Annotated in this window: 26 protein-coding genes and 1 pseudogene; 15 read left to right on the top strand and 12 right to left on the bottom strand. The window is 54.7% G+C overall.

Going from position 1 to position 22,598, the window contains the following annotated elements:
• Window position 1: 1 nt before the first annotated feature.
• The 7 genes from CW267_RS21705 to CW267_RS21675 all read right to left on the bottom strand — a co-directional run bounded on the left by CW267_RS21705 (window position 2) and on the right by CW267_RS21675 (window position 3,544).
• Window positions 2-253 carry a hypothetical protein gene (locus tag CW267_RS21705; RefSeq protein ID WP_100781202.1) on the bottom strand — a complete coding sequence of 84 codons (252 nt, stop codon included), beginning with the start codon at window positions 251-253 and terminating at the stop codon, window positions 2-4.
• Entirely contained in the window at window positions 250-450 is a 201-nt protein-coding gene (locus tag CW267_RS21700; RefSeq protein WP_015958289.1) for a hypothetical protein, read from the bottom strand. The genes CW267_RS21705 and CW267_RS21700 overlap by 4 nt, the downstream gene beginning before the upstream one ends.
• Window positions 447-815 (bottom strand): DUF977 family protein, encoded by a 369-nt coding sequence (locus tag CW267_RS21695; RefSeq protein ID WP_100781203.1) that lies wholly within the window; start codon window positions 813-815, stop codon window positions 447-449. The genes CW267_RS21700 and CW267_RS21695 overlap by 4 nt, the downstream gene beginning before the upstream one ends.
• On the bottom strand, window positions 808-1,521 hold the full coding sequence (locus CW267_RS21690; protein WP_100781204.1) for a replication protein P: 714 nt from the start codon (window positions 1,519-1,521) through the stop codon (window positions 808-810). The genes CW267_RS21695 and CW267_RS21690 overlap by 8 nt, the downstream gene beginning before the upstream one ends.
• On the bottom strand, window positions 1,518-2,435 hold the full coding sequence (locus CW267_RS21685; RefSeq protein ID WP_165787459.1) for a replication protein: 918 nt from the start codon (window positions 2,433-2,435) through the stop codon (window positions 1,518-1,520). The genes CW267_RS21690 and CW267_RS21685 overlap by 4 nt, the downstream gene beginning before the upstream one ends.
• Before the next feature lie 342 nt (window positions 2,436-2,777).
• Window positions 2,778-3,314: a toxin YdaT domain-containing protein gene (locus CW267_RS21680; protein WP_072122545.1), complete on the bottom strand. Its 537-nt coding sequence runs from the start codon at window positions 3,312-3,314 to the stop codon at window positions 2,778-2,780.
• A 2-nt stretch (window positions 3,315-3,316) separates the two neighbouring features.
• Window positions 3,317-3,544, bottom strand: a complete 228-nt coding sequence (locus CW267_RS21675; protein WP_023320775.1) for a transcriptional regulator — start codon at window positions 3,542-3,544, stop codon at window positions 3,317-3,319.
• Window positions 3,545-3,648: 104 nt separating this feature from the next.
• Between CW267_RS21675 and CW267_RS21670 the strand changes: the two genes are divergently transcribed.
• The 9 genes and pseudogenes from CW267_RS21670 (at window position 3,649) to ttcA (ending at window position 11,972) form a co-directional block, all read left to right on the top strand.
• Window positions 3,649-4,083, top strand: coding sequence for a helix-turn-helix domain-containing protein (locus tag CW267_RS21670; protein WP_077263625.1), 435 nt, complete (start codon window positions 3,649-3,651; stop codon window positions 4,081-4,083).
• A 387-nt stretch (window positions 4,084-4,470) separates the two neighbouring features.
• The gene (locus CW267_RS21665; protein WP_100781205.1) at window positions 4,471-4,662 is read left to right on the top strand and encodes a YebW family protein; all 192 of its coding nucleotides are present in this window, start codon (window positions 4,471-4,473) and stop codon (window positions 4,660-4,662) included.
• Window positions 4,663-4,671: 9 nt separating this feature from the next.
• Window positions 4,672-4,827: a YdaE family protein gene (locus CW267_RS21660; protein WP_023282477.1), complete on the top strand. Its 156-nt coding sequence runs from the start codon at window positions 4,672-4,674 to the stop codon at window positions 4,825-4,827.
• 138 nt (window positions 4,828-4,965) lie between these two features.
• Window positions 4,966-8,070, top strand: coding sequence for a RecE family exodeoxyribonuclease (locus CW267_RS21655; protein WP_100781206.1), 3,105 nt, complete (start codon window positions 4,966-4,968; stop codon window positions 8,068-8,070).
• Window positions 8,033-9,192, top strand: a pseudogene (locus tag CW267_RS21650) (RecT family recombinase). The gene CW267_RS21655 and the pseudogene CW267_RS21650 overlap by 38 nt, the downstream one beginning before the upstream one ends.
• A gap of 40 nt (window positions 9,193-9,232) precedes the next feature.
• Complete coding sequence (locus CW267_RS21645) at window positions 9,233-9,472, top strand: DUF4060 family protein (RefSeq protein ID WP_023282473.1); 240 nt, start codon at window positions 9,233-9,235, stop codon at window positions 9,470-9,472.
• Between the two features lie 64 nt (window positions 9,473-9,536).
• Window positions 9,537-9,749: an excisionase family protein gene (xisR, locus tag CW267_RS21640; protein WP_004179593.1), complete on the top strand. Its 213-nt coding sequence runs from the start codon at window positions 9,537-9,539 to the stop codon at window positions 9,747-9,749.
• A complete protein-coding gene (locus CW267_RS21635; RefSeq protein WP_072122550.1) occupies window positions 9,750-10,988 on the top strand; it encodes a tyrosine-type recombinase/integrase in 1,239 nt (412 codons plus the stop codon).
• A 48-nt stretch (window positions 10,989-11,036) separates the two neighbouring features.
• Window positions 11,037-11,972 carry a tRNA 2-thiocytidine(32) synthetase TtcA gene (gene ttcA / locus CW267_RS21630; protein WP_100781207.1) on the top strand — a complete coding sequence of 312 codons (936 nt, stop codon included), beginning with the start codon at window positions 11,037-11,039 and terminating at the stop codon, window positions 11,970-11,972.
• Window positions 11,973-12,017: 45 nt separating this feature from the next.
• On the opposite strand, the gene dbpA is transcribed toward ttcA, so the two are convergent.
• From dbpA to zntB, 3 genes are all read right to left on the bottom strand, one after another.
• Complete coding sequence (dbpA, locus tag CW267_RS21625; RefSeq protein ID WP_008805151.1) at window positions 12,018-13,391, bottom strand: ATP-dependent RNA helicase DbpA; 1,374 nt, start codon at window positions 13,389-13,391, stop codon at window positions 12,018-12,020.
• Window positions 13,392-13,405: 14 nt separating this feature from the next.
• Complete coding sequence (locus tag CW267_RS31615; RefSeq protein WP_369707647.1) at window positions 13,406-13,582, bottom strand: hypothetical protein; 177 nt, start codon at window positions 13,580-13,582, stop codon at window positions 13,406-13,408.
• 334 nt (window positions 13,583-13,916) lie between these two features.
• Window positions 13,917-14,900 (bottom strand): zinc transporter ZntB, encoded by a 984-nt coding sequence (gene zntB / locus CW267_RS21615; protein ID WP_008805152.1) that lies wholly within the window; start codon window positions 14,898-14,900, stop codon window positions 13,917-13,919.
• A 278-nt stretch (window positions 14,901-15,178) separates the two neighbouring features.
• On the opposite strand from zntB, the gene CW267_RS21605 reads away from it, so the two are divergent.
• From CW267_RS21605 to CW267_RS21595, 3 genes are all read left to right on the top strand, one after another.
• Complete coding sequence (locus CW267_RS21605; RefSeq protein WP_100781208.1) at window positions 15,179-15,922, top strand: DeoR/GlpR family DNA-binding transcription regulator; 744 nt, start codon at window positions 15,179-15,181, stop codon at window positions 15,920-15,922.
• Complete coding sequence (locus tag CW267_RS21600) at window positions 15,885-17,003, top strand: oxidoreductase (RefSeq protein WP_075206925.1); 1,119 nt, start codon at window positions 15,885-15,887, stop codon at window positions 17,001-17,003. The genes CW267_RS21605 and CW267_RS21600 overlap by 38 nt, the downstream gene beginning before the upstream one ends.
• Window positions 17,004-17,239: 236 nt before the next feature.
• Window positions 17,240-17,434: a hypothetical protein gene (locus CW267_RS21595; RefSeq protein ID WP_008805155.1), complete on the top strand. Its 195-nt coding sequence runs from the start codon at window positions 17,240-17,242 to the stop codon at window positions 17,432-17,434.
• 115 nt (window positions 17,435-17,549) lie between these two features.
• On the opposite strand, the gene CW267_RS21590 is transcribed toward CW267_RS21595, so the two are convergent.
• Window positions 17,550-18,299 (bottom strand): hypothetical protein, encoded by a 750-nt coding sequence (locus CW267_RS21590; RefSeq protein ID WP_008805156.1) that lies wholly within the window; start codon window positions 18,297-18,299, stop codon window positions 17,550-17,552.
• 235 nt (window positions 18,300-18,534) lie between these two features.
• On the bottom strand, window positions 18,535-19,911 hold the full coding sequence (locus tag CW267_RS21585; RefSeq protein ID WP_008805157.1) for an amino acid permease: 1,377 nt from the start codon (window positions 19,909-19,911) through the stop codon (window positions 18,535-18,537).
• Between the two features lie 334 nt (window positions 19,912-20,245).
• Here CW267_RS21585 and CW267_RS21580 point away from each other — a divergent pair, with 334 nt between their 5' ends.
• The 3 genes from CW267_RS21580 to CW267_RS21570 all read left to right on the top strand — a co-directional run.
• A complete protein-coding gene (locus tag CW267_RS21580) occupies window positions 20,246-20,725 on the top strand; it encodes an Lrp/AsnC family transcriptional regulator (RefSeq protein ID WP_008805158.1) in 480 nt (159 codons plus the stop codon).
• 250 nt (window positions 20,726-20,975) lie between these two features.
• Window positions 20,976-21,590: a YitT family protein gene (locus tag CW267_RS21575; protein ID WP_002902402.1), complete on the top strand. Its 615-nt coding sequence runs from the start codon at window positions 20,976-20,978 to the stop codon at window positions 21,588-21,590.
• A 38-nt stretch (window positions 21,591-21,628) separates the two neighbouring features.
• Window positions 21,629-22,598 (top strand): amino acid aminotransferase (locus CW267_RS21570; protein ID WP_101148656.1); only part of this gene is annotated, 970 nt, incomplete at its 3' end.

Here is a 22,598-nt window from a genome sequence, read left to right as displayed (position 1 = left end):
TTCATGTCTGCGCTCCTTCCAAAGCAACCGCAATAGCTTCAAAAAAACCATCACGGGTATGATTTGTCATCGCTGGTACGAATGCAGCCATCAACAGCTCCTGATCGCAGTTTTCGTCTTCAGAGAGCATCGCTATTTTTTTATCCAGACGATTCTTTGCGTCCTGCAGCTGCTCGTTCTTACTGGCGCGTTGGATGTAGTCCGCAATGATTGCGATCGCTTTGTTCGTCAACTTCACTGTGACTTCACTCATAATTTGCTCCCGATTTTCTCAATCGTTTCCAGCAAAAGCCGACGGCGCGTATTCTCGGCAAAGTGCCGGCGCCCGGTATCTTTGTGGTAAAACTCGTTTTTTCCCACCACCCACATACTTTCCGTCGCGTGCAGCTTTTTACGTTTCGGTCCGTCTTTGGTAATCACAATACCGATATGAGTTTTCTCGATAGTCATAAGGCCTCCCGTGATGACGATGCCGGCGTACAGGTAAAAATCATTTCCTGAATATCGAGGAAACGCTGGAATACAGGACAACCAAGCAGGCTGTAATTCATCCCAACAGCAACTTTCGGCACCAGGCCAAAACGCTTCATATCAAAGTTGATGACGGCCCGCTGATCGCGGAAAAGCCCCAAACGACCATGCCGGACAACCTCGCCAGTAGCTTCTGCTTCGGAAAAATACCGCTGAACAGTAGCGCGGCTCAGGCCCAGTTTTTTCATTGCCTCGGCGGTCGTGAGTCGCCCCTGATGCCTGGTGATCCGAATCACTGCACGGACGTACTCTCTGCGCTCAACTGCTGACAATGCTCTAGCCATGATTCCGCCCTCTGCCTAAACCGAATTTCGCTCGAATTTCCACGATTTTGTTTATGCCCTGCTCGTTGCTCAGCGGACGTCCACCAAGCTTTGGGATCTGTTTAACCGGCTCGGGAATCACTTCCCCGGCATTCATGCGACGAACAATACGCAGCAGCTCGTCAGAGGCTTTACGGCGTAGTTCGGAATCACTCAGTGCATTTGCACGCATGTCGGTATACAGCCCAGTAACCAGCCAGTAATGCTCATTACGTTCCCACGGATAGGATTCAGCATCAGGGTAAAGTCCTCGGGTCCGGCAGTAGCGATAAATCATCTCCATCAGCTCGTTAACATCAGGAAGACCAGCCGCAACCACTTCCTCAGAACGACACCAGGCGACGAACTGCCCCGGCGACGGCATGAAGGGTTTTTCCTGTTTGCGGGCAACACGCATTCCGGCGTTAATCTGCTCCATCGTGGTGATCCCGTTTTCCTTGAACGCCAGGAGCCACTGGCGACGCATCTCGTTGAGATCTTCCGCTGATTTGTTGGCCAGTGCCGGGAATACGGCGAGCAGCTGGCGAAACAGTTCGTTGAATACCTCTGCCGTCTTTGTCGCCTGATGTGCAAAGCTCTGTGCATCCTGGATTTCAGGCATGCCGGCGGCGATACGTTGAAAGTTATTCCGATCGAAGTTATGCATGCTTTCTGCGATAGATTTCATTCGAGTACCCCGTCGATCCAGTCGGTATTGTCCAGCGCACTGGCGCCTGATGTGGTTTTTGATGGGCCATGGCTGCGCAGGCGTTGAGTTGTGAGTTGGTCCCACTTCTTACGTAGTTTTGAGGGGCAGAGGATGTTTCCCTGCCAGAAACCGTCCTCATTCGCCCACTTGAACAGTTCGCAGATTTCATAGTGAGTGCGCTTGTCCTGCAGACGCATCAGGCGGATGGTGTTCGCCCATTCAACCCAGTTTGGCTCTGAGAGGGAGGCGTTCACGGTGAGGGCTTTATCGAAAATCCATCGCGCGGCTTTGAGGTCGTCAGCTGTTCCCCAGGATTTACCAGATGGGGTGTAAATCCCGTCAGCAGCCTCAGGATGGCGAGAGAGAAACTCATGAGTTTTCTTGTTTCGGGATTCTTCAGAATTCCGAGACGAAGATCTTTTAATATTGTTTTTGTTATAGTCTTGGGTGTCTACCGTTTCCGGGAAGGTTTTTCCCGATTCCGGGAAGGAAATTCCCGTTTTCGGGAAGAGTTTTCCCGCTTTCGGTTTGTCCAAAATCCAGGCAGATAGCTCAGTATTTATACCGACAGTTTTCATCACACCATGCTTGTGACTAAAAATAATTCCCCGTGCTGCGAGTAGCTTTATCGCATCTGAAACATGAGAATCACTCAACCCGGTTAACTCAGAAATGACGGTATTTGTCACCCGATCCTGTTTTTTGTTCCATCCGTAGGTAAGCCAGATAACAGCCTCAAGACACTGCCACTCGCGCCCGGACATACGCAGCCGCGGCTTGAGTTTCTGTATCTCATTGGCGATTCTGGTGTAGCCGTTGGACAGGTCGGCCATGCGACCTCCCGTTAGTTCAGTTTTGATTGGAAAATTGATAACTTCAGCGGTATTTGACATACTTCATCCCGTGAATTGACCCAATTAATTCACCCGAAAGCCGTTGGTGTTGCTGCACCGCGGCTTTCACCCTTTCAGAACAACCCAGCCTGTTTGCTACCTTTTCGCACCGCACGTTTAGCTGCACGGCGTTCAGTCGCGCTGGTCTGCTTCTCCGCCCATAAGCGGCCATGCCTGAGAGCATCATCGAAAATCGCCCCTTTTTTAGTTGCCTGTGACATTCGGTTGTATAAGTCCTCCGCATGCCTTGCCCCCCCTGAGCCACCGGAACAGAAAACCCCTCGCTCAGAAGTATTTTTTCAACCTGGTTACGAACGTAATCACCCCACCCCATACCACCTCCTACAGCGTGCACAGCATCGAGCTAACGAGTGTCATCAGCGTTCCTGTCTGCTCAGGCATCAGCCTGAATAGCGAAGCTATTCCCTCGCTTACCTCTTTCAGTTTCTGGTGCTCCGGCGCGTTCAGCATCACTGCCTGCTTTGCTTCAGCGCATTCCTTCATGGCCGAAGACAGGCGCGACAAAATATCGTCCTGAGGCATCAGGCGATGGCGGAATTCCAACGGAAGAACGGCCATGATTGCCGGGGTAAGAAGGCGAACGTACTCGCGATAGCGCTCAGACTCGGCAGGGTTGTCCAGGTAGCGAAAAAGCTTCTGACGGGCACGGCTGATGTCGTCAGGAAACGCGATCTCCTCGCCGCCCTGCTGTCGCCACTCATCGATGATGTGGGCCGACACAACGTCCTGCCCTTCAGCTGCTGCCCAGGCACGAACGGCAGAGCGAATTGCGTCGTGATCTGCCTCTCTCAGTTGATTACGCTTTATCAGAGCGCCGGTGTTGAATCCGGTATTTTGTTGAAAGGGAAATGTTTGCATGTTCAGCCTTCCTGTTTCGGCAGGCCGTCAGTTGGGTTTGGGTAAATGTCACCCCGCATCTGATGAGGGGTAACCTTCCATCCGAGAGCCTCACAAACTGGAATTACGCGATGAGCGGGGGTCTCGCTATTCAGCCAAAGGCTAACTGTTTGAGGGGTTGTGCCGAGTCGTTTAGCCAGCTCGGTCTGGCTCATGATTGAGCAGATAATGGTTTTTAGATTCGTATTCATAAAGCCTCCTTGGAAATACAAGAAAACATTACATCACGAAATTAGATATAACAAGTTTTTCTTGTGTCAATCTTGCAATGTCTTCTACAAGTAAGGCTTGTAAAATGATAAATATGAAAACAGAACAGCATGAAAACTTTGTCCGCAGGCTCCAGCTCATCCAGGATCAAACTGGCTGGAACCTATCTGAGATTGCCAGGAGAGTTACTGTTTCTCCTCAGGCTGTTCAACAATGGGCCAAAGGTGAGACAACTCCACGCGGTGAGCGCCTTAAAAGACTTGCAGCTGTAACTGGTAAACCTGAGCATTGGTTTTTCATGCCGCCAGACGAAGATGGTGAGAATGATTCATTACAGACAGAACCTGTAGCGCCTGGCCGGAACGAACTAGATGACAAAGAGAAAGCCCTTTTAGCTCTCTTTAACCAGATGCCAGAAGCCGAGAAGAACAGGCTTATAGTCCACGCAAAAGCCACTTTAAAAGAACTCGACCTCCTAAAGGATGACGTTCTCAGCATCATCAAGGATATTAACGATTAAATTCATATGATTAGCAGCTATCCATATCGGATAGCCGTTTTCGCACGCCCTCAATAACAACATTTTCTTGTATTTCTCCTTGTAAAAAGCAAATTTACCTTGTAACGTTATTCACATCGACAACAACCGCATTGTTGTCAGGTGGTAAACGTTCCGCTGGCCACGTAATGGCTGAGGTTGAAATGAGTAAGCAAGGCATCAGAGCCATGGTCATTTCGGCAGTAATTGGGCTCTTCATCTGGATCGCGCTTTTCTGCGCACTGAGGGAGTTATTTACATGATTGATTTCGCACGCAAACCCGCTCGTCAGCAGGCTGTTCGTTTAAGTCCGCTGTCAGCTTTCATTCGCCGGGTGTGCTACATGCTCGCGCAAAAAGGAGACCCTTCATGAGCACGATGTTTGCCCTGGTTCTCACCGTCAGCATGCTGACGGGCGGTAATCAGGATATCCTGCTCGGCGTTTACGACACTGAGAATGACTGCAAGGCAGCTGCAGAAGAGCAACACGTGACAGCCGAATGTTACCCGCTGAAAGGTGTACTCGACGAGCATCCGGCCGGGTTCACTGTGCAAATGTAGGGGGGAAGAATGCAGAAGAAATGCGGTTATTGCCGTAAAGCAATCGAGGGAAAACCAGTGGTGAGCACCCTGTTGTACCTCCAGGGAAACCAGCTCGCACGGAAAGAAAAAGAGTATTGCTCTGAACGTTGCGCTTCTCACGACCAGATGGCTCACGAGGGCTAACGTAAACCCGCCGAAGCGGGCTGTACGTCCGGTGACACCGACCAAAGTTCCACCGGAAATTACCAACAACCAATGACAACCCTGAATGGGCGCTACCAATGGCCCGGGGGATTCTACATCCAAAATAGAGGCTATCACATGGAATATTTTTATCTGATAAAAGCGACTCAAAAATCGGGTAAAGCTGATGCCGTAATCTGGCGCACTAATAAATCAGAAGCTCGCGCCCTTCTGCAACTGGACGTCGATCTGGAAGACGCCGGGATCGAAACAGGCCGCGGCAAAGACTATCAAAAACCAATTCGCACCGATTTCCCGGTATTCAACGACCTGCCAGCGGAGGGTGTTCTCGATTACTCATGGTGCGAACGCTACCAGCTCGGCGACGATGGTCGCACCTGGGCTTTGAAGCCAGGGCAGGCGCCTGCTGATGTTCATCACGGAGATGATTCCGGAGTATCCGCTGAGCCCGTTAGTGGCGAGCTGGTTGATGCCAATACTGCAGGTGACGCGGCACAGGGTGAGACCGTGGAAACTTTCGGTAGCGATGAATACCAGGACGATTCGAGCGCGCTTTTTAACGTGGCAGAACTCCCCTTTCGTGCTCAGCTGCTGGCGCAGTATATGGCCGAAGAACGTCACGCTTATCATATCAGCATGCCTCACCGGCAGGAGCTGTCAGTTCTTGAAATGGACACTGATAATGCGGCCGTCCAGGATCTGATTCTGGCCGCCGAGAATATCCCTGAAATCAAAAAATACGATATGCCGGCGCTCTGGAAATTCACCAGTGCCAATAAAAAAGTCTTCCCCGAAGGGAAACGGCATGAGCTCGGCAAGCGCATCCAGTTTGCAAAGCTGTGGTTCGCTACTAACGCGATCGACCGCGGCATTCTCACCAGGGAATGGGCTGCCGGTAACTGCATTTCTTCGGTTATGAAAACTGATGCAGGTACGAATGCTGGCGGCGGTAATAAAACCGATCGCAATCCTTCATACACCCATACCCTTGATACGCTCGATGTAGAAATAGCCCTGGCCACAATGCCAATGGATTTCGATATCTACAATTTCCCGGCATCAATTCACCGCCGGGCCAAAGAGATCGTCCAGAAGAAAGAAAGTCCGTTCAAGGAATGGTCGGCTGCCCTGCGCAAAACCCTTGGCATCCTGGATTATTCGCGTGCGGCGATTTTTGCACTGATCAGGGAAGCATCCAGCGGAATAACTCCTTTTCCAGATCGGTTGCGTGGCTACATCAACGCAAATCTGACTGAGCATAAGCATGACGCCCCTTCCCCTGAAACGCTTGCCAAGGCAGGGCATATTTCATCTGCCGCCGTCACTCTGGACGCTGTGAAAAAGGCTATCGATGGAGATGAAGGTGTGCCTGACCTGGAAACTCTCCCAACTGACTTTCAGGTAATTGGCACCGAACTTGTGAAAGAAGCTCAAAAGAAACGACCTGACGCTAATCAGGTTCTGGCCGCCGAACGTGGCGAATATGTCGAAGGTATCAGTGACCCCACGGATCCGAAGTGGATAACCGAAGACCTGACCAAGCCCAAACAGCTTGAAGTTTCAAACATGGGCAATGGTGTTTTTTCGATTGATGGTCTGATGGATAGCCAGACATCACCAGCACCAGCACTTTCTATCGTGGACCAGGCGCGCCAGCGCGCTGCAGAAGAAAAATTACATCCAGCTAATTCCGGGGAAACCACCAGCAATGTGCAGATGGAAACGGCTCAGCCGGTCGAAGACGAAAATGATAATGCGGTATCAGCAGGCGAAGGCGCTGATGAACCTCCTGCGCAAACAACTGCCGTGAACATGAGAGAAATACTGGCTGAACGCTGCCCGGATCTTACCGCCGAAGTGCTGAAAAGCCAGGTTTCCGAGAGTGCTCATAGCGATGAAGAGGAAGAGGCTGAACAAGCAGCGCCAGCATGGCCGGAGTATTTCGAGCCTGGTCGATATGAAGGCGTGCCAAATGAGGTCTACCACGCCGCTAACGGTATCAGCTCCACGATGGTTAAAGATGCGCGGGTTTCGCTGATGTATTTCGAGGCGCGCCACGTATCCAAAACCATCCAGAAGGTACGCTCCCCTGTTCTGGATATGGGAAATCTGGTGCATGCACTGGCGCTGCAGCCTGATCAGCTGGAAAAAGAATTCAGCATCGAGCCGGAAATCCCGGAAGGCGCTTTCACCACGACTGCGACGATCCGCGCGTTTATCGACGAATACAACAACGGGCTTCCGGTTTTGCTCAGCGCAGATGACATCAAGAGATTCCTGGAGGAATACAACGCGACCCTGCCCGCCCAGGTTCCTTTGGGTACATCAGTTGAAGAAACCGGCCAGGGTTATATGTCTTTGCCTGCTGAGTTCCAGCGCATTGAAGACGGTCAAAAGCAAACCGCTACCGCAATGAAGGCATGCATCAAGGAATACAACGCTACTCTGCCCGCCCAGGTGAAAACCAGCGGCAGCCGCGATGCCTTACTGGAACAGCTGGCGCTTATTAATCCTGACATGGTTGCTCAGGAAGCACAGAAGGCGCAGCCGCTGAAAGTTTCAGGTACTAAGGCGGATCTGATTCAGGCCGTGAAATCGGTTAAACCGGTTGCCGTATTTGCCGATGAGCTGCTGGATGCATGGCGCGAGAACCCGGAAGGAAAAGTGCTGGTTACCCGTCAGCAGCTGGCTACGGCACTGGCCATTCAGAAAGCACTGTTGAATCACCCGACCGCTGGCAAGTTGTTGACGCACCCGAGCCGTGCCGTCGAGGTGAGTTATTTCGGCATTGATGAGGAAACCGGGCTGGAAGTTCGCGTGCGCCCTGACCTTGAGATAGACATGGGCGGCCTGCGCATCGGTGCGGACCTGAAAACCATCAGCATGTGGAACATCAAGCAGGAAGGACTACGCGCGAAACTGCACCGGGAAATCATCGAGCGCGATTACCACCTGAGCGCGGCTATGTACTGCGAAACCGCAGCCCTTGACCAGTTCTTCTGGATATTCGTCAACAAAGACGAGAACTACCACTGGATCGCCATCATCGAGGCATCCGAAGAACTGCTGGAACTCGGCATGCTGGAATACCGCAAAGCTATGCGCGCGATCGCGAACGGTTTCGACACTGGCGAATGGCCGGCGCCAATCACTGAGGATTACGCCGAAGAACTCAACGATTTTGATGTGCGCCGTCTCGAAGCGCTGCGCGTACAGGCATAAGGGGATATGACGATGGAAAACACCAATATTGTTACCACTGAGCAACAGGCTCCAAATACCATTTCTGCCAGTAACGCCATCTTCAACGTGCAGGCGCTCGGCCAGCTAACGGCATTTGCAAACCTGATGGCAGATTCTCAGGTGACGGTACCAGCACACCTCGCGGGTAAACCAGCCGATTGCATGGCGATCGTTATGCAGGCGATGCAATGGGGCATGAATCCCTACGCAGTAGCGCAAAAAACGCATCTGGTAAACGGTGTGCTTGGGTATGAAGCCCAGTTAGTCAATGCGGTAATCGCCAGCTCAAGCGCCATTCATGGCCGCTTTCACTATCGTTACGGCGGCGACTGGGAGCGCTGCACCAGGACTCAAGAGGTCTCCCGGGAAAAGCACGGCAAAAACGGGAAATACAATGTCACCGAGCGTGTACGAGGCTGGACAGATGAGGACGAAATCGGGTTATTCGTCCAGGTCGGCGCGATTCTGCGCGGTGAATCAGAAATCACCTGGGGGGAGCCGCTTTATCTCTCTGGAGTCGTCACACGTAATTCTCCTTTGTGGGTTTCTAACCCGAAACAGCAAATCGCTTATCTGGGCGTCAAATACTGGGCGCGACTGTATTGCCCGGAGGTCATCCTGGGTGTTTACAGCCCGGATGAAGTTGAACAAAGGACCGAGCGAGAAATAAACCCGGCGCCGGCGCAAAGAATGTCTGTGGCAGAGATCACCAGCGGAACAGACATCACCACCAGCGCACAGGATTCAGCTCTCAATATTGATTCCCTGGCAGATGATTTCCGTGACCGCATTGAGCGCGCCGAATCGGTCGATGCAGCAAAAGCCATCAGGGCGGATCTGGATAAAGAGAAAGCTGTGTTGGGCACTGTTCTTTTCACCGAGCTGAAAGGTAAAGCCGTGCAGCGTTATTTCATGGTAGACGCCCGAAACAAAGTTGAGGCCGCGATCAACTCTCTACCTAATCCCGGAGAACCGGAAGCCGTCGAACTGTTCGCTAAAGCAGAAGGCATTCTCAACGGCGCGAAACGCAACCTCAGTGATGAACTGTATGACCAGTTCCGCATCACCCTGGACGACATGAAACCGGAATACGTGGGCTAACCAGATTGGGAGGGGAAACTCTCCCGATTAAGGAATGTATATGCGATTGATTAATCGGAGCAAACACTCCCCTCTGGGCCGCCAGGCGTGCGATGCGGCGCTGGCTAAGCACGTAGAACGTTACGGCGATTATGGACGCAGCCAGATGAAAGAGACGTATACGGTGCAGATTGAAGGAGTAAAGGTCTGGGTGGAGGTGGTGAACCGTAAAGCAAGTTACGTGGCCACGGCTATGACCGGCATGCGCCGGTTGAGAGCCCTCCCCGGGCAGGTCGCCTGATAACAAATTATCAATCCACTACGGCGCGCATGCTTATACTCGGCATGTCGCCAGAGAGGTTTATATGGCGCAGATCATTTTTAATGAAGAGTGGATGGTTGAAAAGGCTCTGATGGCACGAACTGGCCTTGGAGCCCGGCAGATTGAAAGTTACCGGCAAGGAGCCTGGATAGAAGGCGTTCACTTCAAAAGAGTTTCCCCTTCTGGCGAAAAAACTTTGCGCGGGACTACCTGGTACAACTATCCGGAAATTAATAAATTTATCCGGGATTCGTAAATGGCAACACTACCTACAGGCGTGGAGATTCGTGGTAACAGAATATGCGTCTGGTTTATGTATAAAGGTAAGCGCTGCCGCGAAGTGTTAAAGGGGTGGGTTGTAAGCCCCGCAAACATAAAAAAAGCTGGTAATTTAAGAGCGATAATTACCAGCGAAATAAACATGGGGGAATTTGATTACGGGCGTCGATTCCCCTCATCCAAAAAGGCAGTAGCGATTAACACCACGTTACATGTGAGCACATTTCATGAACTGTGTGAACTATGGCTTAAAATTAAAGAAACTGAAATCAGCGCCAATACTCTAAAGAAAACAAAATCCCAGATTGATACAATAATAAAAATCATGAACGGAAACACTATGCTCACTGCTATTGGATATAGTGACGTTCTTAATTGTAGAAACGAATTGCTAACAGGCGAAACCTTCTATTCAAAAAACAAGCGTAAAAATAAAAAAGGCAGAACAGTTTCGACTGTCAACAATTATGTTTCTTTACTGTGCTCAATTCTGAATTTTGCGTACATGTCGGGTTTTATCCAACATAAACCATTTGAGAGCGTAAAAAGCCTGCGTAAAACAAGGGTTAAGCCTGACCCACTTACAAGAGAGGAATTTGCAGCCCTCATGGCAAGTGAACGAGGCCAAAGCCAGAACATGTGGAAATTCGCCGTCTATTCTGGTGTGCGGCATGGTGAGCTGGCGGCTCTGGCATGGGAAGATGTCGATCTGGATAAGGGCGTGATACACGTTTGCCGGAATCTGACAGCAAACGGCATGTTCGGCCCACCAAAAACAGCGGCAGGAAACCGGACGATACAATTGCTCGGCCCTGCCCTGGACGCGCTGAAAGCGCAGCATGAACTGACAGCTGGACATCCGGTATCCACTATCACGTTTCACCACAGGGAATACGGCTCAAGCGAGGAACAGAATTTGCGATTTGTTTTCATGCCGCGGAGACGGAAAGGCGAGCAAAAACCCTGCTACTCGCACAGCAGCATAGGCAGCAGATGGGAAGCTGCAGTAAAACGCGCTGGCATTCGCCGCAGGAATCCGTACCATACGCGGCATACTTTTGCCTGCTGGCTCCTGACGGCTGGCGCAAACCCGTCTTTTATAGCCAATCAGATGGGGCATGAAAACGCGCAAATGGTGTACGACGTTTATAGTACATGGATAGAAGAGATGAACGGCGACCAGGTTTCTATGTTGAATTCCCGGCTTGGGCTTTAACACATTTTGCCCCCTATATGCCCCTTTTAGATTTTGAGAATGTTAATAATGCAAGAAAATCAAGAACTTACAAAGAAAGAGAAATACAACATCGATAAGCTGCAGAAACGTCTGCGCCGCAACGTCGGTGAGGCGATTGCCGACTTCAATATGATTGAAGAGGGCGACCGCATTATGGTTTGTCTTTCTGGCGGCAAGGACAGCTATACCATGCTGGAGATCCTGCGTAATCTGCAGAAAAGCGCGCCCATCTACTTCTCGCTGGTGGCGGTGAACCTCGATCAGAAACAGCCTGGTTTCCCGGAGCATATTCTGCCGGCGTATCTTGAGCAACTGGGCGTGGAATACAAGATTGTCGAAGAGAATACCTACGGCATCGTCAAAGAGAAGATCCCGGAAGGGAAAACCACCTGCTCGCTGTGCTCTCGCCTGCGTCGCGGCATCCTCTACCGTACCGCCACCGAGCTCGGGGCGACCAAGATCGCCCTCGGCCATCATCGCGATGACATCCTGCAAACGCTGTTCCTGAATATGTTCTACGGCGGCAAAATGAAAGGGATGCCGCCGAAGCTAATGAGCGACGACGGCAAACACATCGTCATCCGCCCGCTGGCGTACTGCCGCGAAAAGGACATCGAGCGCTTCTCCCAGGCCAAAGGCTTCCCGATTATTCCGTGCAACCTGTGCGGTTCGCAGCCAAATCTGCAGCGTCAGGTGATCGCCGATATGCTCCGCGACTGGGATAAGCGTTATCCTGGGCGCATTGAAACCATGTTCAGCGCGATGCAGAACGTGGTGCCTTCACATCTGAGCGATGTCAATCTGTTTGACTTTAAAGGTATCACCCACGGCTCCGAGGTAGTGGACGGTGGCGATCTGGCGTTTGACCGGGAAGATATTCCCCTGCAGCCTGCCGGCTGGCAGCCCGAAGAAGAAGACGCCCGTCTCGATGAACTGCGTCTGAACGTGGTGGAAGTGAAGTAACCCTCACGCGTCTCAGGCAGCCGCCTGAGACGCACTAACCTGCCCTTACTTCAGCAGTCGAACGCGGCAGGCTTTGCCCTTAATCTTGCCATTTTGTAACTGCTTATACGCCTTCTGCGCCATATTCTGGCGGATCGCCACATAGACATGAGCCGGATGGACGGTAATTTTGCCGATATCGGCACCGTCAAAACCCATATCCCCGGTCAGGGCTCCCAGCACATCTCCCGGGCGCATTTTCGCCTTTTTACCGCCGTCAATACACAGCGTGGCCATCTCCGCCGTCAGCGGTGCGATGGTGTTGCCCGTCGGCGCCGGCAGCCAGTTCAGGGAGAGCTGCAGCATGTCGGCCAGGATCGTGGCGCGCTGCGCCTCTTCCGGCGCACAGAAGCTGATGGCCAGCCCTTGTTCGCCGGCGCGGGCGGTACGGCCGATGCGGTGAACATGCACCTCCGGATCCCAGGCCAGCTCGAAGTTCACCACCAGCGCGAGGGATTTGATGTCGAGGCCGCGGGCGGCGACGTCGGTCGCCACCAGAACCCGGACGCTGCCGTTGGCGAAGCGCACCAGCGTCTGATCGCGGTCGCGCTGCTCGAGATCACCGTGCAGCGACAAGGCGCTCTGCCCGGCGGCGTTGAGCGCATCGCAGACCGCCTGGCAATCGCGTTTGGTGTTGCAGAACACCACACAGGATGCGGGTTGATGCTGGCTGAGCAGGCGCTGCAGCAGGGCAATCTTACCGTGGCGGGAAACTTCAAAGAACTGCTGCTCAATCGCCGGGAGCGCATCGACAGTGTCGATCTCAATTGTCTGCGGATTGCGCTGTACCCGGCCGCTGATCGCCGCGATTGCCGCGGGCCAGGTGGCGGAAAACAGCAGGGTCTGCCGGTCAGCCGGCGCGAAGCGGATCACCTCGTCGATGGCGTCGCTGAAGCCCATATCGAGCATGCGGTCCGCTTCATCCATCACCAGGGTCTGCAACGCGTCAAGGGAGACCGTCCCCTTCTGCAGATGATCGAGCAGACGGCCCGGGGTGGCGACGATGATATGCGGGGCGTGCTGGAGTGAATCTCGCTGGGCGCCAAAGGGCTGCCCGCCGCAGAGCATCAGAATCTTGATGTTCGGCAGGCAGCGCGCCAGGCGACGCAGCTCACCGGCAACCTGATCGGCCAGCTCGCGGGTCGGACACAACACCAGCGACTGGGTCTCAAAGCGCGCCGGATCGATATGCTGCAGCAGACCCAGCCCGAATGCGGCCGTTTTTCCGCTGCCGGTTTTTGCCTGCACGCGCACATCTTTCCCCGCAAGGATCGCCGGCAGGGCGGCGGCCTGAACCGGAGTCATCGACAGATAACCCAGCTCATTAAGGTTGGCTAATTGGGCGGCAGGTAAAACAGTCAGGGTAGAAAAAGCGGTCACAATGTATTCTCGTATTAAAGGACGGACAATCTGCAGGCGCGTATCCTCGCAGATCTCCGCGCCTGATGCGACAATTTAATCGGCTCTTCGTCAGGCGGCGGATCGGGCTGCGGCTGCGGACGCGGTCGTGGGTCGGGTAAAGGAGCCGGATCGTTCGGCTCGGGTGAGATGGGGATAGACTGGGCTGTCAGCCCTGAAGCGTAATGCATAGAGGCCTCCCGGAGAGTAATACGGGCGTACCCGCAGGCTTAACGGCCTGAAGACCGTCGGGTGTCTTAGTAAGCGTAGAAGCTGGTCCGGAGAGCGCAAAAAAAAAGCCGACTCAACAAAGTCGGCGTCGTACGAATCAATTGTGCTATGCAGTAATTCAAAAAAGGAAGTAAGACAATATGGAGCGCAACGCCCATCGCTTGACGTTGCATTCACCTGCGAGAGAGATATTGCCCTGAATGGGTAGGTGGTTTATTGATTTCGCTCAAACATTGCCGGGTTTTCCCGGCAATGCGGCCGCTAAAAGGCGATTCTTTACAACCATTTACTGCGATGTAACCACCACGCAACACCACCGATGACAACAACTAACATCAGGCAGAAGAGGCTAAACCCCAGATGCCAGCTGTTTCCCGGGATCCCGCCAAGGTTGACGCCGAACAGGCCGGTTAAAAAGGTGCTGGGCAGAAACACCATCGCCATCAACGACATCGTGTAGGTCCGCCGCGCCAGCGACTCCTGCATAATCTGGGCGATCTCGTCGCTCATGATCGCCGTCCGGGCGATACAGCTGTCGATCTCATCCAGACCGCGCCCCAGCCGCTCAGCGATATCCTGCATCCGCCGCCGCTGATCGTCACTCATCCACGGCAGCCGCTCGCTGGCCAGTCGGGCGTAAACGTCGCGCTGCGGCGCCATATAGCGGCGCATCACAATCAGTTGCTTACGCAGCAGCGCGAGAAAACCCCGCGGTGGCACCTGTTGGTCAAGCAGGTCATCTTCCAGGTCGATAATGCGGTCGTGCAGCTGTTCGATAAACTCGCTGGCATGATCGGTCAGCGCATCGCAGACTTCCACCAGCCAGCTGCCGCCGTCCGTCGGGCCATTGCCCTCCTTCAGGTCACCCAGCACATCGTCCAGCGCCAGCACCTTGCGCTGACGGGTGGAGACGATCAGCCGCTCGTCCATATACAGACGCATCGCCACCAGCTGGTCGGGACGCTCATCGGTACTGCCGTTAATGCAGCGCAGGGTGATCAGCGCCCCGTCGCCGATCCGCGTCACCCGTGGCCGGGTGCTCTCCCCCGCCAGGGCGTCACGCACGTTGTTGGGCAGCAACGGGGTGGCCGCCAGCCAGTCGGCGCTGTCGCTGTGGGTATAATTCAGATGCAGCCAGCAGGGCTTGTCTTTGTCGATAATATCGTTATCGGTGAGCGGCTTCACGCCCCCCTGCCCGTCGAGCACCCACGCGAAGATCGCGTCCGGTATTTGCAACTCCGAGCCTTTAATCGCGTCCACTCAACCTCCGTTAATCCATACCTGTCACATTGCGCGCACTCTCTATAAGGTACGCGAAAGCGAGCTTTTTCGCTTTTTATTGCCCGGTAAGTAGGGCTAATAGCTTCATTAAAAAGCGCTTTCGCCCCGGGTCGCGCTGCACTCCTCATTTAACGTTAAAGCGTAGTGAAATCAAGTTCTTCCCGTTTTGCCGATCTCAATGCGTCTTTTTGCGGTTTATTTTGCCACTCGTTGCTGTATTATGCTGTTTATTGCGTTAATTTGCGGAGTCGCTTGCCATGCATAAGCTCGCCAGACAAAAACACATCCTCGACAGGCTGAGTGAAAACGGCCAGCTAAGCATCAGCGAACTGGTCGAAGGGCTACAGGTCTCGGCCGATACCATTCGCCGGGATCTGAGCGAGCTGGAAAAACAGGGTGTCCTGCAGAAAAACCACGGCGGCGCCATCGCTCTTAACGTCCCGGCGATGACGCGCCAGGGTCGAAACGCCCTGCTCCCCCAGACCAAGCAGCGCCTGGGTCACCAGGTCGCCGCGCGCATCCCCCTCGGCTCGACGCTGTTTCTCGACGCCGGAAGCACGGTGCTGGCGGTCGCCGCTCAGCTTAAAGGGCCGATGACCGTGATCACGCCTTCGCTGGATATCGCCCAGCTGTTTAGCGACCGTACCGATATCCAGCTGATCCTGCTTGGCGGCCAGTGGGACAGTGAACAGCGGCTGTTCGCCGGCAGCGCTACGCTGTCGCTGGTCGCCCGCTACCGGGCCGACATCGCCATTCTCGGCGCCTGCGCGCTTCATGCCGGGCTGGGGCTGAGCGCCAGTCAGGAGGCCGATGCTGACGTGAAGCGCGCCATGCTGGCCGCCAGCGCAGAGCACTGGCTGGTGGCAGACCATACCAAAGTCAACCATTGCGAGCCGTGGCTGGTGGCCGGGCTCAGCGACATTCACCATCTTTTTCTTGATCGTCCCTGGGCTGAGCTGGGGGATGACCCCGCCCTCTCTGTACATATTGCTGACGCTTAACCGCGTGGAGAACCTGATGAGTAACAACACAATAAATATCGCCCTGATTGGCTATGGCTTCGTCGGTAAGACCTTCCACGCGCCGCTTATCCGTTCAGTGCCGGGTCTGAATCTGGCGTTCGTCGCCTCGCGCGATAAAGAGAAAGTCAAACGCGACCTGCCGGATGTCACGGTCATCGACTCCCCGGAGGCAGCGGTTCAGCATCCGGATGTCGATCTGGTGGTCATCGCCTCCCCCAACGCCACCCACGCGCCGCTGGCCCGCCTGGCGCTGAACGCCGGCAAGCATGTGGTGGTGGATAAACCTTTTACCCTCGATATGCAGGAAGCCCGGGAGCTGATCGCCCTGGCTGAGGAGAAACAGCGCCTGCTCTCGGTCTTCCATAACCGCCGCTGGGACAGCGACTACCTTGGGATCCGTCAGGTCATTGAGCAGGGCGCCATCGGCACGGTGAAACACTTCGAGTCGCATTTTGACCGCTTCCGTCCGGAAGTTCGCGTCCGCTGGCGTGAGCAGAACGTCCCGGGCAGTGGTTTATGGTTCGATCTGGGGCCCCACCTGATCGACCAGGCGCTGCAGCTGTTTGGTTTGCCGCAGTCGGTACAAGGCAATATCGCCACCCTGCGCGACGGCGCGGAGATCAACGACTGGGCGCATGTGGTATTAAACTACCCGGCGCATAAAGCGATCCTGCACTGCAGCATGCTGGTCGCGGGCGGCTCCTCGCGCTTCACCGTGCACGGCGATAAAGGCAGCGTGATCAAAGCGCGGGCCGACCAGCAGGAGAGCCAGTTGCTGGCGGGCGTGGAGCCGGGAAGCGCCGGCTGGGGTCAGGATGATGACAAGCTGGTGATCTATGACGCCTCGCTGCAGACCCACTCTCAGGCCACCCCGTCGGGCGATCAGCGCCAGTACTATATGCAGATCCGCGACGCGCTGAACGGTCAGATCGCCAATCCGGTGCCGCCGGTTGAAGCGCTGGCGGTAATGGCCGTTCTGGAAGCGGCGGTGCGCGCTGCAGAAAGCGGCATGGTGCAGACCCTGGACCTGACCGACGACGAGCGCAACGCGCTGCGCTAATCCTGCCTGCTCTCCGGTTATCTGCGCATCCCGCAGGTAACCGGTTCCTCCGTTCCATTTCAGAAAAAATCACTACTCGTCCGCAATATAACCCTCTTTTATCCTGCTTTATAGCGCAAAGCACCGCTGGAAATTTCAGCCAATTGGGAGGAGGATAGAGAGCAGATCGATCGTGATGAGAAAAGGGTTGCTGACGCTGTGGACGCGGCGACCGCATTAATGGACAGGAGAAGCTCATGTACTACACGTTAGGAGATACCACTCTCCATTTTTATCGCTATCAGTGCAAATTTTACGTCGCCCACTGGGACGGGGGTAACGTGATGGACGAGAAATTTAAACCGTTTATCGAACAGATCACTGAGAAGACCGGGCTGGATGCGAAACGCGTCGAGACCGCCGCGCGCGATTATTTTACCAACGTGGATTAACATGCAACCTGGTGTTGTAGGGCGTGGGTGCAGGCTGGCGCGATGAACGCGCATGCTAACCCACGCTTTCGCCGCCAGGTGTTTCTCTCCTGGCGGCTTCCCTTCCCCGTCGGCCTTAAACCGTGGACAGTTTGGCCAGAATGGCGGCGAAGGCATCATTAACGTTATCGCCGGCGAGCAGTTTTTTACGCAACGTGAAGCTTCTGCCGCTGGAACGGATCCGTAGCCGAACTTTCGCATCATTATTCCCGCGCTCAGCCAGCACAACGTCACCTAACGGAATAACGTAGGTATCGGCATAGAGCCCCGGTGTAAATATCATCGACTCGCCGCTCACGCCAATCACCACCCGATTCTGCAGACGATAGCCATTGCACAGCGCAACAATGCCGGCGGCAATAAATACCCCGCCAATACCCATGCCAATCATTAAGATAATAATGCCGGCGATGAGCGCCAGCGCCCCCTGCGGATAAAAACCGGATGCATTAAAGGTTAATAGCTGGTGATTATCGTCGCGGCCCATCGCCCCGGTTGTTGACCGCCACGGGGTAAAACCGGCGTTAATCCGCGTTTGAAAGCTGAACATACAGCCAACCAGAAAGATCATGCTGGCGGGCACCATCACGATACCGCCAATAAACGCCAGCACGATGGCCAGATAAGGATAGCGGCCCGACAACATAATACTGACGGCCTGAACCACCACGGCGATAAACAGAGCGAGCACCAGCCAGGACCACATGCTGTCCGCCCGATGATGAAAGTTCAGCTGTCCTTCATCGAGTAATAAATTTCGCGCGACAAAACAGATAATAATATTGACGAACAGGCCTATCCAGACCAGTTTATGAACATGCTTCATCCCATACTCCATTATGTATTTTACTATTCCATTCGGTGGCATTATAAAATAAACCTGAATGCCGTCGGGATATTACCAAAGCGCCACGCAAGATCAATAAAAAGCATGTTCATGTCATCTATTCCCAGATTAACATGTCCGGTTATCATTTATAGGAATTATAAAATCCACTAGAAGTATTGACGTTATTTTCACGATGAGAATATCACCCTGCCGCCCGGCAGGGTGTTGGCGATTAACCTTCTTTCATCGCCACCAGCGCCGGGGCGCTTTTCTTCCGCAGCAGATAGCCTGCGGCGAGGATCAGCAGCCATACCGGGATCAGGCAGACGGAGATGCGGATGTCGGGAGTCAGATACATCACCACGAGGATCCCGGCGAGAAACAGCAGGCACAGCCAGTTAGTCAGGGGATAGCCGAGGCTTTGGAAGGCCGTTACCTTCCCGGCCCGCTGCATAGCGCGACGAAACTTGAGATGGGTGATGCAGATCATCGCCCAGTTAATCACCAGGGCCGCCACCACCAGCGCCATCAGCAGGCCAAACGCTTTACCAGGCATCACATAGTTAATCACCACGCAAAGCGCCGTGGCGACGGCAGATACCGCCAGCGCGGTCAACGGGATCCCCCGGCGGTTAACCCGCAGCAGCGCCCGCGGAGCATTGCCCTGCTGAGCCAGGCCGAACAGCATCCGGCTGTTGCAGTACACACAGCTGTTGTAGACCGACAGCGCGGCGGTGAGCACCACCAGATTGAGAGCGTTGGCCACAATATTGCTGTCAATGGCATGAAAGATCAGCACAAAGGGGCTACCCCCCTCCACGACGTTACGCCAGGGATAGAGTGACAGCAGGACCGCCAGCGAACCCACATAAAACAGCAGAATACGGTAGATCACCTGGTTGGTGGCTTTGGGTATGGTTTTATGCGGTTCGTCGGCTTCCGCCGCGGTGATCCCCACCAGCTCAAGCCCGCCGAAGGAGAACATGATTACCGCCATCGCCATTACTAAGCCCGTGATACCGTTAGGAAAAAATCCCCCGTCCTGCCACAGGTTGGCCACCGTCGCCGCCGGGCCGCCGTGGCCGCTAAATAACAGATAGCTGCCAAAGGCGATCATGCTGATGATGGCGGCCACTTTGACAATCGAGAACCAAAACTCCAGCTCGCCATACACTTTGACATTCGTCAGGTTGATGGCGTTGATCGCCACGAAGAAGATCGCCGCCGACAGCCAGGCGGGTACTTCCGGCCACCAGTACTGAATATAGATCCCCACCGCCGTCAGCTCCGCCATGCTCACCAGCACATACAACACCCAGTAATTCCAGCCGGACATAAACCCGGCGAAAGGCCCCCAGTAGCGGTTGGCGAAATGGCTGAACGACCCCGCCACCGGCTCCTCTACCACCATCTCGCCAAGTTGTCGCATGATGAAGAAGGCGATCGCTCCGGCGATGGCGTAGCCCAGCAGGACCGAGGGGCCTGCCATACGGATCGTCTGCGCGATACCTAAAAACAGTCCGGTGCCGACCGCGCCCCCGAGGGCGATCAACTGGATGTGGCGGTTTTTTAACCCACGTTTTAACTGATGCTCTTGCTGCGTTGTCATCTCTGACCTGCCCCTGTCTGTAAAAAAGTCACCTTCGGCGATAGCAACTTTCAGGCCAGGGCGCAGCATCCCGCCATAAGAGCAAGAGCAATATATTGAATTTTATTAAAATATTATTTATCCGTCTGTTCTGGGGCGTGAGTCATGCGCCGCCAGGCCAAACATAACGCGCAATAAACCGCCTGAAATTGCACATATCATGAGAAAAACAGCCTTCTCATGCATAAAGCTGACCCGTTTTGGTGCGCCGGCGTCGTCGCCCTGTCGTCAGACTTCACGGCGGGCAAAAAGCTGTTAGGCTGTTAATCACTCTGACGTTCCATTAGTGGCCACCATGTACAACATCGACGACTATGATTTGAAAATTCTCACCCTGCTGCAGGCCAATGGCCGTTTGACCAATCAGGAACTGAGCGATCTCATCGGCCTGTCCGCCTCCCAGTGTTCACGGCGCCGCATCGCCCTTGAACAGGCGCAGCTTATCCTCGGCTATCATGCGCGGCTGGCGCCGGATGCTGCCGGGCAGGAAATGCTGGGCCTGATAGAAGTGCGCTTGCTGAATCACACCCCGCAATGCGTGGAGAGCTTTCACCAGATGCTCAGTGAAGTGGACGCCATTCTGGATGCCTGGAAAACCACCGGCGACGCCGATTATCTGCTGCGGGTGACGGTCCCGGACCTGCCCGGTCTGAGCCATTTGATCAGCCATATTCTGGCGCAAAACAAAGGGGTCGCCCACCTGAAAACCGCGGTGATACTCAACCGCCTTAAAGAGAATGGCCAACTTATGCCGGGCCCGGATCCGCTGCGCTGAATCAGGGCATGATGCCCTGCGCTGGTGCAAACGCAGGGTTAGTCAATGCATCACAGCGTGATAATTTGCACGGTTTGCGCAATGGATTGCAGAAAATCGCATGAGTCGTGCAATTTTCTCTTTTTGGCATAACAATACGTTAGGCTGAATAGCGCCTGTTTTTTCCGCAAACGATCGCCCGGCCCCCTCCTCTGGTGCGATTTTTGCAAACAAGGACTTATCCTTGTTAACGAAAAGATAGTGCTTATTTATGGATAATATCCTTTCCCCCGAAAAACTGACCCACACCTGGCTGGAGGATACCCTGGCGCTGCTGTTCGGCACGCTGATGATCTCCTTTGGCATTATTTTATTTCGCCAGGCCGGCGCCCTGACCGGCGGAACGGCAGGTATGGCCTTTCTGATCCACTATGCCACCCACCTGCCGTTTGGCGTGGTCTTCTTCGTCATTAACCTGCCTTTCTATTGGCTCTCCGTCCGGCGGATGGGCGCCGCCTTCACGCTGAAAACCTTCTGCGCGGTCGGACTGGTGTCCCTGTTCTCTGACCTGCACGGTTACTTTATTCATGTCGATCGCCTGAACCCCTATTACGCCACCCTCTTCGGCAACATCATGGTCGGCATCGGCTTTGTGGTGCTGTTTCGCCATAAAGCGAGCCTCGGCGGCGTTAATATTCTGGCCCTCTATCTGCAGGACAAAAGCGGCATCCGCGCCGGTAAATTCCAGATGGTGGTTGACGCCTGCATCGTCACCGCCTCGCTGTGGGTAGTAAGCCTGCCGATGCTGCTGGTCTCTATCCTCGGCGCCGTGATTTTGAATTCGATTATCGCCATGAACCACCGTCCCGGACGCTACGCGGTGTAATGGCTTCACCTTTGACGGTCATTTCAGGAGTAACCACTGTGTTTCAGAACGTTGACGCCTATGCGGGCGATCCTATCCTGTCGCTGATGGAAGCCTTTCAACAGGATCCCCGGGCAGACAAAGTTAACCTCAGCATCGGGCTGTACTATAACGAGCAGGCCATTATTCCCCAGCTGGAGGCGGTCCGTCAGGCCGCTGACCGGCTGCAGAGTCAGCAGCAAAAGGCCAGCCTTTATCTGCCGATGGAGGGGCTGGCGCCCTATCGCCGTGCGGTCCAGACCCTGCTGTTTGGCGACAATCATCCGGCGTTGCGTGCCGGACGCATCGCCACCATCCAGACGCTGGGGGGCTCCGGCGCGCTGAAGGTGGGCGCTGATTTCCTCAAGCGCTACTTCCCCGACTCCGCGGTCTGGGTCAGCGATCCAACCTGGGAGAACCACGTTGCCATCTTTGCCGGCGCCGGCTTTGAGGTACATACCTATCCCTGGTTCGACAGCGCCACCCGCGGGGTGAATTTCCCCGCTATGCTCGCCGCCCTCCAGCAGCTGCCGCCGCGCAGCATTGTGCTGCTTCACCCTTGCTGCCATAACCCGACGGGGGCCGATCTCACCCGCGAGCAGTGGGATCGCGTGATTGAGGTGCTGATCGGCAGGGAGCTGATCCCATTCCTTGATATCGCCTACCAGGGCTTCGGCCGCGGACTGGACGAGGATGCCTATGCCATTCGCGCCATCGCCAGCGCCGGGCTGACGGCGCTGGTCAGCAACTCGTTTTCCAAGATATTTTCGCTGTATGGCGAGCGGGTTGGCGGCCTGTCAGTGGTCTGCGACAATGCCGATATCGCCGGGCGCGTGCTGGGCCAGCTGAAAGCCACCGTGCGGCGCAACTACTCCAGCCCGCCGGGGTTTGGCGCCCAGGTGGTATCGCAGGTGCTCAACGCTCCCGCGCTGAACGCCTTGTGGCAGGAAGAAGTGGAAGCCATGCGCACCCGCATCAGCGCCATGCGCG

This window comes from Klebsiella sp. X1-16S-Nf21 (genome assembly GCF_002837615.1).
Taxonomy (GTDB): domain Bacteria; phylum Pseudomonadota; class Gammaproteobacteria; order Enterobacterales; family Enterobacteriaceae; genus Klebsiella; species Klebsiella variicola.
This window is presented reverse-complemented; position numbering and strand designations above follow the sequence as displayed.